General features: G+C 43.0%; 13 protein-coding genes. 3 read left to right on the top strand and 10 right to left on the bottom strand.

Annotated features, from left to right (window positions below; all coding sequences use genetic code 11):
• The 3 genes from AC13FX_RS05920 to AC13FX_RS05910 all read left to right on the top strand — a co-directional run bounded on the left by AC13FX_RS05920 (window position 1) and on the right by AC13FX_RS05910 (window position 5,004).
• Window positions 1-1,371 (top strand): HTTM domain-containing protein, encoded by a 1,371-nt coding sequence (locus tag AC13FX_RS05920; RefSeq protein WP_482879594.1) that lies wholly within the window; start codon window positions 1-3, stop codon window positions 1,369-1,371.
• Window positions 1,349-3,835, top strand: coding sequence for a TonB-dependent receptor domain-containing protein (locus AC13FX_RS05915; RefSeq protein ID WP_482879593.1), 2,487 nt, complete (start codon window positions 1,349-1,351; stop codon window positions 3,833-3,835). Before AC13FX_RS05920 ends, AC13FX_RS05915 begins: the two co-directional genes overlap by 23 nt.
• 83 nt (window positions 3,836-3,918) lie before the next feature.
• On the top strand, window positions 3,919-5,004 hold the full coding sequence (locus tag AC13FX_RS05910; RefSeq protein WP_482879591.1) for a TolB family protein: 1,086 nt from the start codon (window positions 3,919-3,921) through the stop codon (window positions 5,002-5,004).
• 70 nt (window positions 5,005-5,074) lie between these two features.
• Here the strand turns inward: AC13FX_RS05910 and AC13FX_RS05905 are convergent, their stop codons facing one another.
• From AC13FX_RS05905 to hisB, 10 genes are all read right to left on the bottom strand, one after another.
• A complete protein-coding gene (locus AC13FX_RS05905; protein ID WP_482879590.1) occupies window positions 5,075-5,527 on the bottom strand; it encodes a thioredoxin family protein in 453 nt (150 codons plus the stop codon).
• A gap of 6 nt (window positions 5,528-5,533) precedes the next feature.
• Window positions 5,534-7,762: a TonB-dependent receptor gene (locus AC13FX_RS05900; protein ID WP_482879589.1), complete on the bottom strand. Its 2,229-nt coding sequence runs from the start codon at window positions 7,760-7,762 to the stop codon at window positions 5,534-5,536.
• Between the two features lie 158 nt (window positions 7,763-7,920).
• Window positions 7,921-9,090, bottom strand: a complete 1,170-nt coding sequence (locus tag AC13FX_RS05895; RefSeq protein ID WP_482879588.1) for a hypothetical protein — start codon at window positions 9,088-9,090, stop codon at window positions 7,921-7,923.
• Between the two features lie 18 nt (window positions 9,091-9,108).
• The gene (locus tag AC13FX_RS05890; protein WP_482879587.1) at window positions 9,109-9,813 is read right to left on the bottom strand and encodes an ABC transporter ATP-binding protein; all 705 of its coding nucleotides are present in this window, start codon (window positions 9,811-9,813) and stop codon (window positions 9,109-9,111) included.
• Window positions 9,814-9,874: 61 nt separating this feature from the next.
• Window positions 9,875-11,107, bottom strand: coding sequence for an ABC transporter permease (locus AC13FX_RS05885; RefSeq protein WP_482879586.1), 1,233 nt, complete (start codon window positions 11,105-11,107; stop codon window positions 9,875-9,877).
• Window position 11,108: 1 nt separating this feature from the next.
• Window positions 11,109-12,275 (bottom strand): ABC transporter permease, encoded by a 1,167-nt coding sequence (locus tag AC13FX_RS05880; protein WP_482879585.1) that lies wholly within the window; start codon window positions 12,273-12,275, stop codon window positions 11,109-11,111.
• Window positions 12,276-12,379: 104 nt separating this feature from the next.
• A complete protein-coding gene (locus AC13FX_RS05875; protein ID WP_482879584.1) occupies window positions 12,380-12,736 on the bottom strand; it encodes a four helix bundle protein in 357 nt (118 codons plus the stop codon).
• 122 nt (window positions 12,737-12,858) lie between these two features.
• A complete protein-coding gene (locus AC13FX_RS05870) occupies window positions 12,859-13,614 on the bottom strand; it encodes an outer membrane lipoprotein-sorting protein (protein ID WP_482879583.1) in 756 nt (251 codons plus the stop codon).
• Between the two features lie 89 nt (window positions 13,615-13,703).
• The gene (hisH, locus tag AC13FX_RS05865) at window positions 13,704-14,324 is read right to left on the bottom strand and encodes an imidazole glycerol phosphate synthase subunit HisH (RefSeq protein WP_482879582.1); all 621 of its coding nucleotides are present in this window, start codon (window positions 14,322-14,324) and stop codon (window positions 13,704-13,706) included.
• 7 nt (window positions 14,325-14,331) lie between these two features.
• Window positions 14,332-15,216: an imidazoleglycerol-phosphate dehydratase HisB gene (gene hisB / locus AC13FX_RS05860; protein ID WP_482879581.1), complete on the bottom strand. Its 885-nt coding sequence runs from the start codon at window positions 15,214-15,216 to the stop codon at window positions 14,332-14,334.
• Window positions 15,217-15,236: the final 20 nt, after the last annotated feature.

Here is a 15,236-nt window from a genome sequence, read left to right as displayed (position 1 = left end):
GTGAATAATTCTTCCATTCGCACATATTTTTCCAGTACCAAGAATGCTGCTCCATTAGCCGTTTTCCGAATCCTGTTTGGGATCCTGATGCTTTGGAGCATCATTCGTTTTGCGGCAAACGGCTGGATCTCTAAACTATACATCGAACCGCAATTTTTCTTTTCCTACTACGGCTTTGAATGGGTTCAGCCTTTGGGTGAATGGACCTATCTGATTTTTATCATTTGCGGGCTCTCCTCTTTATTTGTAGCCATAGGCTTCAAATATAGATGGGCAATTATCATTTTTTTCCTCAGTTTCACTTACATCGAGCTGATGGATAAGACCACCTACCTGAACCACTATTACTTCATCAGTATACTCAGCTTTTTAATGATCTTTCTCCCGGCTCACAGCTATTTTTCTGTAGACGCCTGGCAGGATGAAAAGATCCGCTCACAGAAAGTTCCCTCCTGGACCATCGATTCTATCAAACTACTTTTAGGGATCGTATATTTTTATGCCGGTCTTGCCAAACTCAATTCGGACTGGTTATTTGAAGCCATGCCATTGCAGATCTGGTTACCGGCTAAGTACTCTATTCCATTATTAGGTGATCTGCTGCAGCAAACATGGATGCATTACATCTTTGCATGGAGTGGCGCCATTTACGATCTGTCTATTCCGTTTCTGCTGTTATATAAACGAACCAGAACTATTGCATTTATCTTGGTTGTTGTTTTCCATGTACTGACGCGGGTCCTTTTCCCAATAGGTATGTTTCCGTACATAATGATCGCCAGTGCCCTTATCTTTTTTGACTCGGGACTACATAATAAGATCCTGGAAAAACTTTCAGAATGGCTTAGGATCAGTAAATCCTATTTTGATAACGGTTCTATTTATGAATATCCCAAAAAATGGATCCATAAGGCCTCTCTGAGCATCATAACCGTATTTTTTGTTCTTCAGCTTTTAATTCCCTTTCGCTATATGCTCTATCCCGGTGAACTCTTCTGGACTGAAGAAGGGTATCGGTTTTCATGGCGGGTAATGCTTATGGAAAAAGCCGGGTATGCTAATTTTAAAATAGTTGATCCTGAAAAGGATCAGCGTTTCTATGTTGACAATACTGAATTCTTAACCCGCTTCCAGGAAAAGCAAATGTCTTCGCAGCCGGATTTTATTCTGGAATATGCACACTTCCTTGAAGATCATTATCAGGAACAAGGCATCAAAGATCCTGAAATATATGTTGAAAGCTACGTTGCTCTCAATGGGCGGCGAAGTCAACCTTATGTAGACCCAAACGTTGATCTAACAGAGATCGAACCCTCATTTAAACACCGAACCTGGTTATTACCATTTGATGACGAAATTAAAGGCCTTTAGTTTTTTACTGTTCACAGGAATCTGGTCCTTCCCAGCTTTTGCCCAGCATCAGATCTCAGGGTATGTGATCAATGCGGAATCCAAGGAACCCATTGAATCAGTTGAGATATATGATAATAATGCGGGTAAGGCCTATAGTACGAATGAGGAGGGTTATTTCGAGATCAATGACCTGCCTTATGGAACCTATTTTCTGTATTTCTACAAATTAGGGTATGAAGTAGAACAACGGCCCATCATTTTGGATACACAAAACGCCAACATCTACATTGAATTAAGGAAATTATCCCGAGAGATGTCGGAGGTTGCCATTATTGAGCAAAGAGAGCAAGTATTTGCCATGCAGCGCCTTCGGGAAGTGGAAGGAACAGCCATCTTTGCCGGAAAGAAAAATGAGGTCATCAACCTGGATCAAATGGTGGTGAATACATCCTCCAATAATGCACGACAGATCTACAGCCAGATTTCCGGTTTGAACATATTTGAATCAAATGATGCAGGACTCCAACTGAATATCGGTGGACGTGGCCTGGACCCAAATCGTTCATCCAATTTTAATACCCGCCAAAACAACTATGACATCAGTGCGGATGTGTTAGGCTACCCTGAGAGTTATTACACCCCTCCAGCAGAGGGCATAAAAGAGATACAGGTCATACGCGGAGCGGCTTCCCTGCAGTATGGTACTCAGTTTGGTGGTCTCGTCAATTTTAAAATGAAAACTCCTGAAAGAGATAGAAATTTAGAACTCATATCTCGTCAATCTCTTGGTTCCAATGCTCTTTTCACCTCTTTCAACAGTCTGAGTGGTTCAACCGGTAAACTCGGTTACTACGGGTATTTCAATTATAAGCAGGGGGATGGTTTTCGCCCCAATTCAAATTTTGATTCTCAGAACGCCTATATCTTCAGTGATTACAAGCTGGGTAAAAACACAACCATCAGTGCTGATTTTACTTACCTGTACTACCTGGCCCAGCAGCCTGGTGGCTTAACAGATGCTCAGTTTTACCGGGACCCGACCGTCAGTAACCGTACCCGGAATTGGTTTGAAGTGAATTGGAAACTGGCCTCTCTAAAATTAGAACACCGATTTTCTTACAAAACCCGACTAAGCGTATTGACCTATGGCCTTGATGCCTCCAGGAAATCTGTCGGATTCCGTACAAACCGAGTCTCTCAGGAAGATGACCTTGATGCCCCCCGCGACCTCATTCTTGGAGATTTCAACAATTGGGGTACTGAATTACGTTTCCTGAATCGCTATGAGATCGGTTCCATGAGTTCTGTTTTCCTGATCGGTTCCAAATATTATCAGTCTAACAATGAATCCGTCCAGGGGCCGGGTACCGCAAGTTCAGAAGCTGACTTTTCCCTTGCTGACCAACAATTTCCTAATTACCCCAACCAATCTGATTTCACCTTTCCAAACCGCAATATGGCTGTGTTTGGGGAGAACATATTTTATATAAAGGATAACCTTTCGATCACACCGGGATTTCGCTTCGAATATATCAATACAAGCAGTGAAGGTTCTTTCAAAAGGATCAATTTCGATCTTGCAGGTAACCCCATACAGAATGAAACCTTTGAAGATAACCGTGAATTCGAACGCGGCTTTATTCTGTTGGGTACCGGAATCAGTTATCTGCCAAACTCCACCACTGAATTTTACGGTAATATTTCACAAAACTATCGTTCAGTAACATTCAACGATATTCGTATAGTCAATCCAACATTTCAGGTTGATCCGAATATTACAGATGAAAGCGGATTTACAACCGACTTTGGGATCAGGGGTCGTTTTAATGAATCTGTTTCATATGATATCGGTGGTTTTGGTTTATTGTATGATAACCGAATTGGTGAGGTTCTGAGAGCAGAAACCCGCCTGAATACAGTAGGAGAACTGGAGGAAACGGGCCGTGTTGTCCGTTACCGTGGAAACATCGGGCAGGCATTTATGTATGGAATTGAAAGCCTGATCGAATTAAATCTATTGCCGATACTAGGATATGATTCACCGGATAAAAAACTTAGCTTTTTTGCCAATACGGCTCTGACCCGATCTCAATATATCAATTCAGATATTTCAGGTGTGGAAGGTAATAGTGTGGAATTTGTTCCTTTGTTGAATCTCAAGACGGGATTCAACTTTGGGTTTAAAAACCTGGTTGGAAGCCTGCAGTATACGTATGTATCCAGCCAGTACACTGATGCCTCGAACGCGGCCCAGAATCCCTTTGATAATCAAAGTGGCATACGTGGTGAAATACCTTCTTATAATGTTCTGGACCTGTCAGCTTCTTACAGCTGGAACAGATTCACACTTGAGTCTGGTATCAATAATGTTTTGAATACCTGGTATTTTACAAGACGTGCAACCGGGTATCCCGGTCCCGGCATCATACCATCTCCACCCCGCACCTTTTACCTTACTTTGGAGCTTAAGATCGGAAGATAATTTCTGAGCCATTTCCTACCCATTCAAAACAAATTATTTTCCTTATCTTTGAGCTATTCATCAAAATTATTCTAATACTATTCATGAAGTACCTACTAATTTCTGTGGCAGCCATGTTCGCTGTTTCCTGTAACTCCACACCTGAAAAAGAAACTTACAACCCGGAAGCTGACTCACTCAAGTACGAACAGGAAGTCCACCTCCGGAATGTACAACAGCTCACTTTTGGTGGAGACAATGCCGAGGCATACTGGAGCTACGACAGTGATGAACTGATCTTCCAATCCAACAATCCGGAGTGGGGAGTGGAATGTGACCAGATCTTTACCATGGATATTTCTAAGAAAGAGCCGGGGTTTGAACCCACTATGATCAGTACCGGAAATGGCCGAACAACTTGTGCTTACTTCCTTCCCGGAGATTCCACCTTTGTTTACTCCTCAACTCATGAAACAGGCATGGAGTGTCCTACCCCTCCGGAACGTGGTGATGCAGGTGCATATGTTTGGCCTATTTATGATTCCTATGATATCTATAAAGCAGATATGGATGGTAATATCATAGCTAAACTCACTGATGAACCCGGTTATGATGCTGAACCCACCGTTTCACCAAAAGGTGACAAGATCGTTTTTACGTCAGACCGTTCCGGAGATCTGGAGTTGTACATTATGGATACCGACGGTTCCAACGTGATACAGATAACGGACGAACTCGGTTATGATGGCGGCGCTTTCTTCTCGCCTGATGGCACTCAGCTGATCTTCAGGGCCTCACGACCTGAGACTGAGGAAGAAGTCACAAAATACAAGTCATTATTGGAAGACGGCCTGGTAGAACCGACCAACATGGAGCTCTTTATCGTAAATGTAGACGGTTCAGGATTACGACAGATCACTGATCTCGGTAATGCCAACTGGGCCCCTTATTTTCACCCTTCCGGCGATAAAGTGGTCTTCTCCTCTAATCATATGTCGCAACGTGGGTTTCCGTTCAACATCTTCATGATCAACGTGGATGGAACCGGACTGGAACAGGTTACATTCGATGAGCAGTTTGATTCCTTCCCTATGTTTTCTCCGGATGGTAAAAAGATCGTTTTCTCATCCAATCGAAATAATGGTGGTGATCGATCAACCAACGTATTTATTGCCGATTGGGTGGATTAGTTTAAGGCAAAGAGTTCAATGCATGTATTGAAGGCAGGACCTGGCTCCTAACGCATGGGTAAATAATGTATCATTCTATATACATCAGAACTTGCTTGAACTTTTGCGGCTCAACATATCCGGATACGTGAAACAGATAATTACCGTTCGCTGACAAAAATACCACGGCCGGAACCGATTGAACATTGAACCTTTGTGCAAGCCGTAAGTGGGATAGACTCTGATCCAGATATTTCACTTTACTGTTGTTGTCATCCCGGTTAAGGCGTGTAAGAATAAAATCATTTTCCAAAGTTTCAGAATGTTCAGGATATACTTCCTTCTGCATTTTCTTACACCACCCACACCAGGGAGCCCATACGTCAACCATGATTGGTTTTTGGTCTGTTTTCGCTATTTCAATAGCATCTTCAAAAGACTTCCAATCCAACTGTGAATTCTGACCATAAGTTGGTTGACCGATCAGTACGTCGGATACCACGAGAACAATGAAAAGCGAAATGGTTCTAAAGTACATGCTCATAAACAATTATCTGAGATTCAAGCGAGCGCCAACTGAAAAGGTTCTTCCCAGAATTGGCCCCCACGTATAAATGGTGTCAAAATTTGGTCCGAAGGGATTTCCTGCATCTAACAACGGACTGCCCTGCCTAAAATTGAACAAGTTTTCAGCCGTTATATAGGCTTCAAATCCAACTCCATTGTCACTATTCACATTTGTGAATTCCTTAGTTATCTTCAGGTCGTGGGTGCTATATGCAGGCGACCATTGGTCACGTCCAAAATTTTCTGCATATCCATCCGGCATTCGCTTTGGACCTACCAGGTTCCCGTTATAGCCTATGGATGTATCCAGTGATCTGATGGTATAGGTAGCCCCGAAAACACCTGTATAATCCGGAGCATAGGTCAGTGCCTGACGTTGTCCACTTTCTTTTGTGTAAACATCCATGACCGTTATGCTTGTGTTGTAGGTTAAAGGAAATGCTGTGAAATTTTGCTCTACCTCTACTGAGAAACCTTGGGTAACTGAATATCCTTCCAGGTTTTCATATACAATAAGATTTGGATCCTGATCATAATCGGGGATGATCTTATTAGAAAAGTGAGTGTAAAATCCATCAAGGGTTATTGTCATGGGATTGGTCCCAAACGGCATGATCTGTTCCAAACTGGCTGTCAGGCTTTTGGATTCCTCCGGATCGAGGTCTTCATTAAATATTACTTCCCGTGAACCGGTAAGCGCAGCATGGTCTTCTGTAAATACATTTACAACCCGAAAACCCGTACCAGCACTGGCCCTGAATGTGGTAAGGTTATTTGGGCTGAATTTGGTTGAAAGTCGAGGAGCCGTAACATATCCGTGTTCGGAATGATGATCGATGCGTAATCCTCCAAGAAAGGTGAATTCTCCGGCGGTTATTTCACCCTGAGTAAATATTCCGGGGATCCATTGTACATCGGTTCCATCTGATGTGGCCGGGGTATTGTCGTTGTAGGTCTCATACCGCAGAGTGGTCCCGGTTAATAGGCGAATATTATCTCCAATGGATTGATCCCAGGTTGCCTGACCATACATTACGCTTTGCTGGGCATCATACCATTCCGTTCCGTAATAACTGTCCTGATCATGAAAGGTGACGGCTCCATTAAAGCGAAGCTGTTCATTTAAACCGTCGGGTCGATATTCTGTCATCAGCTCAAACCGATTAGTATAAATAGACTCACCATAGATCTGATCTGAACCACGAAGGTTATCCGTAAATTGCTCTAAGCCGCCTGTACGGTCTTCTGAATAAAACTTCGTCGCTATATTCAGCCTCTGCTCCTTGTTCTCACCCAATAAGGTTCCTTTTCCAAACAAAGAGACTCTGGACTGTTTTACCACATCATTGAAGTTATCTCCATTCCTGTCAAAGAAATTCTCAAGTTGGACCAGATTCCCACTTATAAAGCCTTCAAATCGTCCAAACTTTGGCGAGTAAGCCATATTTATGTTTCCCTCGCGGGTGCTTTTTGCATATGCATCTACTGAAAAGGTGGGAGTTAATGCAGGATTTTTAGTAATGATATTTACAACTCCGCCCAGTGCCTGCGTGCCATATAAGGTAGATTGAGGTCCTTTGATCACTTCCACCTGATCAATGATGGAAGGACTGATACCATTCAACCCATAGACAGATGCCAAAGCTCCCATGATAGGCATGCCATCGATCAAAACAGCCGTATTTGGCCCTTCTACTCCATTGATCCTGATAGCATTAGTTCCACAAACTCCACAATTCAACTGGGTTGAGAGTCCATTGACACTGCTGATCAGGTCCATGATATTTGAGCTGGTTCTCCCCTGTTGCAGCTGTTCCGTTTTCACTACATTCACTTTTACCGGAGAATCCTTCACATAGGTTTTTCGCATAGTACCGGTTACTACCATTTCACCCTGAACTTCCTTTGCCACCAAATTAATATTGATAATTCGATCCTCATCCTTGGTAATTTCAATTGCCTGTTCATGTGTTTTGAACCCAACATAGGACGCACGAAGTGAATATTCACCCGGGCGTAAATTTGTGATCTTATAGAATCCTTCTGCATCCGTAGTGGTGCCTTTCTCTGCCTCTGCAACATAGATATTCACAAACTCTACCGGTTCACCATTATGAGTAACCGATCCCTGAATGGTACTGTACTGTGCTTTTAGATCTGTTGAATACAGAACACAGGTTACGATCAGAAAGAATAACTGTATAGTTTTCATTGTTAACTTATTTTTTAGCTTTGGCTAAATATACAGATACTACGGCTGAATGTTCAACCTAATAAACATTATAATTAGCCATGACTAAGTATTGAAAGTTGCATTGTAATCTGGATGCTTCACATACCTTTTCACAAAGAAGGATCAGAGCTTACTTTTCAGTAGGAATACTTGATGCGAAAGTAGATGGCGTTGGGTGTTTCGGTAAGATCAGTTAATACCGCCCCCTTTAGAAGTTGTGCCAGGATGAGCAGGTCAATATTCTCGGAAAGGGATCTGGTAAATTGAGGGATCAGTATGATCATTTTTCGATCAAAACTTCCCATCACACCACCTGATATACTCGTAAGTGGATTCACCTGATAGGCTCCATTCAGGAAATACCCCGTTTCTGCAATAAAAAGATCTGATGCACTTGGTGGTCTGGTCAGTTGAGCTACCGGATTCACAGAGCTATTCCAGCCTCCGTTATACAATAGTTCGGCTGACGCATACACGCCATTCTGAAACATGTAATCTGTGCCTACCGTTGAGGTGATATGTCCGGTTTCATCAAAGAAATTTTCTCTTGGGTGAAAGTAGGTGAACTCCCCCCTGAACCCAGCATTCTGTATATAGCCACTCCAACCGCCTCCCAACGCAAGTTCCTCAAAATAATTCCCGATTATGAACTGCAGATCATATTCCCCTGCATTACCTCGTATCATTCCGGCTATAACTGATCTATCGATGCCATTCCCTATTCTATAGCCTGCTTCCACACTTGATGCATAACTCCATGAGTAGGATGCGTAGAAAGCATCGGTTCCGGGGCGTTCTTCATAATCAAAATCAAGATAGGCATAAGCATTGAATAGGTCGTTTGGGTTCCAGACCATGGTCTTACCCCAATTGATACGCTGGCGCCCTGCATGAACCTCCCATGGGCCGTTAATATAAGATACATGCAGGCGATCTACCGCGGTATTCAACACGGCGTTGTCTGTATCGACCCAGGTGTGACTCAGATCAAAGTAACCGGGATCATTGGATAGAAAATCACCGTAACCGGGTGAGTTTTTAACCGTCCAGCCGTTGAAAAGGCGTGTTCTGGCATCTGCCCTTATCTCAAATTTTTTCCCCAGGTCAAAACGGCTTTCAATGCGGTGATGCAGGATATTATCGAACCTCAATGTACCCAGATCATTGCTCAAACTTAAGGCTCCCAGTTCCTTTACATATCCCCGAAATTCAGCCTCGAAATTCATTTGTGCCAACACAAAGTTTGGACTCAAGGTCAACAGAAAACAAATGGAAATAGCAGGATATATTTTTTTCAGTCCGATCACTGTCTACTGATTTTTGGCTTACTGTTCATTGTCTACCCTATCCCTGACTTCATCTGATGCGATCTTTCCATCTACCAGTGTGATCACTCGCCTGGCCCGGTCGATCACACGCTGATCGTGAGTTGAAAATATAAAGGTCATATTTTCGATCTTATTTAAATCTGCCATCATATCCAGTAACTCCGTGGTAGAAACCGAATCCAGGTTAGCGGTTGGTTCATCAGCAAGAACAAAGTCGGGTTTGGATGCCAGTGCCCTTGCTACAGCCACCCTTTGCTGCTGCCCTCCTGATAATTCTGAGGGACGCTTATTGATCTTATCTTCAAGACCAACTTCTTCCAGCAGGTCAATACTTTTTTCACGACACTCCCCGGCAGGCCTGCCCTGCATTTGCATGATAAAAGAAACATTCTCAAGAGCAGTCAGTACAGGAATGAGGTTGTAGGATTGAAAAACAAAACCAATATGGTTCAACCTGAAATTGATCAACTCCCTGTCTGAAAGCGTACTGATATCCGTGTCTTTGATAAACGCTTTTCCCTCTGTTGGTTCGTCCAGTCCCCCTATAATGTTCAATAGTGTGGTTTTGCCGGAACCTGAGGGTCCAACTATAGCCGTAAATTCTCCTTTCTCTATAGTCAGGTCTACGCCATTCAAAGCATGTACCGGAACCTGATCCGGATTGTAGACTTTGGTCAACCCTTCTGTTTTTATTACAGACATATTAATACCGTTCCGTGTTAGGGTTAATGTTTATCTTTGTTATGACTGCATCTTTCATTCTTCAATTAAATTTTCTGATCGCTTCAACCGGCCTAAGCTTAAGAGCTCTCCATGCCGGATATAGTGCGGATATCAAGGCTGCTGCTGCCACCAGTAATACAATATTCAGGTAGTATTTAAAAGCAAGGGAAGGATAGATCATGGTAGTGAAACCCCATCCTTCCAAACCTTCTGAAAAAGCACTTAGGTCGATCCCTTTCACCCCAAAAAAGGAGATCGTCAGCCATCCCAACAGTAAGCCAACCGGAGAACCTACCATTGTCAGGAATACGGTTTCGAGCATTACCATGCTAAATGTTCGGGTTTTGTTCATCCCAATTGCGCGCAGCATTCCCAGTTCACGGGTTCGTTCCATTACCGCCATCAGCATAGTGTTTATGATGCTGAAGATCAGCCCAATAATAATGATGATCATGACCATGTACATCGAAAGGTCCTGCATGTCAAATACGTAGCGAAGGTCGGGGGCGATCTCTCTCCAGCTTTTTACCTCGAGATCAGGGTAATCTTTCTGCAGTTGTTCAGCCAGGGCACCCGCCGTCGTTAGGTTATCGGTGTCGATCCTGATGTTATGTGTTAAATCATCTTTGCCAAGTAACCGGTTCAGGTCACTTTTTTTAACGACTACATAATTTTCATCAAACCGGCTATCAAAGCTGTCATATATGCCGGATACCCTAAAAGTCCCGGCCGTGATATCGCCGCTCACATCCTGGAAACTCAAAACCATACGGGATTTCAATTCAAGTCCAAGCCTTTCTGCCAGCTCATCCCCGATCAGAATGCGGTTACTGCTTTCGTTATCAGGAAAACTTCCTTCATGCAAATAACTTTCAATTGAACGTACCGAAATAGAGGTATCAGTTTCAAGATCCATTCCCCAGATAGTCACCCCATAACTATTGCGTGCACTTTGAGCCAGACCGGTTGCCACGCTCTTGGCTGAAACATCCCTGATACTGGAGTTTTCACTCAACGAGCTCATGATGCTCCCCGATTCGGGAATGAAGTAATTTGGGTTATAAAGATCTTCGAACTCAGGATGCATGATCTGAACGTGCCCTACCGTCAAATTTATCTGTCCTTTGAGGTAATCATCCATCATTCCGTTGAAAAAACCTGCTGCAAAAATGCCGGCCCAGGTACCAAGCAATACGGTTATGATCACAACCCCGCTTCTTGTCGGGTTTCTCCAGACATTCTTCCAGCCAAGTTTCAGAATATACTTCAGCATATCAGGACCTCATCGCTTTTACAGGGTTCAAACGACTGGCTTTTAGTATCGGGTAGAGGCAAAAGATGAGCGTTATTACAAAAATGATAATAGCCTGAGAATAAAACAGTGATGGCTCCAAAGAGAATTTCAGAACCGGTTCCATGCCAAATGTTTCTATGACCTCTGCCATATCACTGCTGCCTGATAATCTGATAGGGTTCACGTTGAAATAGTAGGAAATGGGAAAGGAGACTACGATCCCTATCATCGACCCTACCATAGCCACCAGAAAGACCTCAAATGCCAAAATTATGGCTATGGCAATTCTTGGTGTACCCACTGAGATCATGACACCAAATTCGTACATCCGCTCGGTGATCATCATCAAAACCGTACCCAGTATTCCGAACCCGACAACAACATATAATATCATTATGACGATAAACCCACTGCCACGATCAGATTCAATGGCCTGCACCAATTCCGGCATGAGCTCTTTCCAGTCCATGACCTCATACTGCTCTTTAGACAGTTTGCCGGATAGTGTCTTTGCAACTTCCCCGGCATCATCAGAGTCTTCCAGCATTAGAGAGATGGATGTTAGTCTATCCGGTGCCGCCAAAAAGTATTGGGCAGTTTCAAGCGGCATCATCACCAGGCTGCTGTTGAGTTCCGGATTAGGGAACCGTACCGAACCCTTGATCTCATATAAACCGGCAGCACTTTGTCCCCTGAAACCTTGCCCTATCATGACCAGGCTGTCGCCTACCTGAAGTTCCAAACGCTGTATTAGGTCGATTCCAAGTAAAACCGACTGTTCGTTGATCGACTCAAAGTAAGAACCGGTAACCAGTCTGCTTTCAGGGTCACTTAAAGCCTTTTCTAATCCAGGGTCTACACCCATTACCATAGCGGCCCTGCTTTGATTCTCTCCGGCTACCAAAGCATAGGCTTCCAGCCTCGGGACAGCATCCGTTATTCCGGGTGTCCGGTCAATTATTTGGAATAAAGAATCTGATGAGACAAGTGTGTTTTCAAGTGTTTTATCATCCCAATATCCATCGTGATGAATTTGAGCATACCCGGTAAAGATACCTACCGTGTTCTCTATCATTTGCTCATAAGAACCCTCATTCATGGTCCGGGTGACAGAGGATAGCATAACCGCAATTATCACAGACAGCATTGTGATAAAAGTGCGCCTTTTATTACGCCATAGATTTCGCCAAGCTAATTTTAGGTAAAGCAATTTTTTCAGTTAGCAGTTAACAGTAAATAGTAAACAATTTTCTATTTATTGTTGATACGGGTTGTTTTTAAAATAGAAAATAAAATTTTACACAATTCATCGGCATCATCATGCATACTTCGGAAAACCTTTGAATTGATAAAGCCTGTATCCGAAAGAAGCTTAAGCCAATATTTTGTTTCAAGCGCTTCCTTGTACGCAATTGAGATCTTAAGTGAAAAATCTGATCTAGAAATGGCTCCATTGGCTTCAGCAACATTGGCCCCAATACTCGTTCCACTTCTCAGTAATTGCTTAGAGATGATAAATTCTCGTTTCTCTCTACTCAAAAATTGATACCCCTTTACCACGCGTATGGCAAAAGCATACGACTTATCATAAAGATTATTCTTTTCCATATGTTATCTGTGATATTTCAGTTCTATAGTAAGAGCACCTAATTCTCTATTCCTTACAGAATTCGTTGTAAGATCAACTATACAAGCTGACTGTTCACTGTTAACTGCTTAATGATCACTGATCAGTCAAGTCGTCTCATGTTTTGAATACTAAAAAAGCTTTCGGGGATACCTTCATTGAATTCCATGGATCTGTACTCTAATACCGTTTTATGGCCTTCTTTATCCATTGGGATCATCTCCATTTTTGAGGGGATCATTCTTCCATCGAATTCTTTCACTTCCATCCCATTCATTACATTGATCAGCTCCCCAAATTCATCATAGAATTCCGCTTTAAGTTCTAAATATTCTTCTTTGGATATCCATACATCTACTCTTGTCCATACAACCGGAGCGTCCGGTTTAGGCTTCATCTCGATCTTGTAGCACACATAACCCTCAATGGTCTCTTCTCCAACCAGTTCATGATCATAATCCGTAACAGCAGAAGATTCCCGCACCAGGTCATCGTTGGTAAAATCAGATCCCATCCACGACTGCATCATCATTGATGGGGGCATTTTTATAGTCCTGCCAACACTCGGTACCCAGTTCCAGATCTCATTTCCCCGTTTTAGAAAAGCAGTGCCCCGGTCGCGTGCAGGTGCGGTGATCAATATCATTGAGTATTCCGTGCCACGACTCCAGCTTTTCATTGACACTTCCCGGCTCCAATCCGGGCGTACGATAGTCATCGTGACTTCGGCCTTGAGCGACTCACCCCTCATTTTTTCGTCCATTCTTTGAACTATCTCAGTCGCATTTTGTGCCCGAACTGCTCCTGCAAGGAATACCAGAATGGATGTAGCAATAAATATCTTAGATCGAAACTGCATGCTTTTAACCTCCTCAGGTAGTTAACCAAAAGTAAAGTTAAAAGAAAATAGTCGGGGTGAATGAATTTAAGGTGAAGAAATATATCTCTTTATTTCTGAATTGCTTTGGCTTTTTCAGGAGAGTAAACCAGATCCAGAAAATTTTGGAGGATCATAGACCCAACGCTGCCTGATTTCTCGGGATGAAACTGAACACCAATGAAATTATCTTTAGCGACTATAGCGGAAAAATCATTGATATAATTACAGGTGGCAAGCGTGTGATCACTGACAGGGGCATAATAGCTATGCACAAAATAGAGGTAATTTTTCTCGATCAGATTCTTTAAGATAGGATGACCATTAGTGCTTTTGAGTTTATTCCATCCCATGTGAGGCACCTTTGCTTTCGTATCGTCAAATTTCTTCAGAGACCCCGGAATGATCCCAAGACCCGCTGTATCCCCTTCTGAAGAGTTTTCATATAAGAGCTGCATTCCCACACAGATACCCAGGACCGGTTTATTAGTTTGCTTAAGCCAGTCGTCAACTCCCTTCTCCTGAAGTGATTCCATGGCTGCTCCTGCATGGCCTACGCCCGGAAATATTACTGCCCTTGCACTTTCGAGTTCTTCTGGAGTCTCAGCAAAAAAATATCTGGCTTCCAGACGTTCCAGGGCATTTGCCACAGAGGCTGTATTTCCGGCTTTATACTTGATGATAGCGATCATATGTAATCTACAACGTCCCTTTTGAACTTGGGACTAGATTTTTTATGCGCCCGTTCTGTTCTATAGCCATCTTCAAAGACCGGGCGAGACCTTTAAAGCAGGCTTCAATTTTGTGGTGATCATTTTTACCTGAAAAGCTAACATGTAAAGTTGCTTTCAAGTTCATTGCCAGGCTATAAAAAAAATGTTCTGCCATCTCGGTGGGAAAGTCTCCAACATATTCTCTCTTGAAGTCACCTTCAAACACCAAGAATGGTCTGCCTGACAGATCGATTGCCACTGTAGCTTGCGTTTCGTCCATTGGTAACACGAATCCATAGCGCTCAATTCCCATTTTATTACCGAGCGCTTTTGTGATCACCTCTCCAAGGGCAATGGCTACATCTTCTATTGTGTGATGTTCATCTACCTCAAGGTCGCCCTTACATTCCAGTTTCATATCAATTAACCCGTGCCGGGCTATCTGATCCAGCATATGGTCAAAGAACTTCAGACCGGTTGAAATATCGGCTTTACCGGTACCATCCAGATTGACTTCAATGGAGATGTCAGTTTCGTTGGTTTTCCGTTGTATTGATCCTTTACGGGCATCTGAAGTAAGGTATTTTACCAGATCTTTCCATTCAGGGGATGTGATCAGTTTTTTTTCTCCATCTCTCACGACCAGCTTTTCATCTTCCTCATCGATCAAAAGATCTGCTTCTCCTTCCCCAAAATTTGCAACATCTTCCTGCTCAAGCACGGCCTTTTGTTCATTTGTAATAGATCCTTTGGCAATACAAAGATCACTTCCTCCTTCCTCAATTCTTTTAAGTGAAGTGATCGTGTTTTTCCGAAACAAATACTTGCCGGAAGGATCATTAATTGCCTTTTTGGTGATAGATATTAGCATGGTTCACGAATTTAATTGAA

This window comes from Gracilimonas sp. B-17 (genome assembly GCF_056857935.1).
Note: the sequence above shows the minus strand (reverse complement) of the source record. Positions and strands in the feature narration are given on the sequence as shown.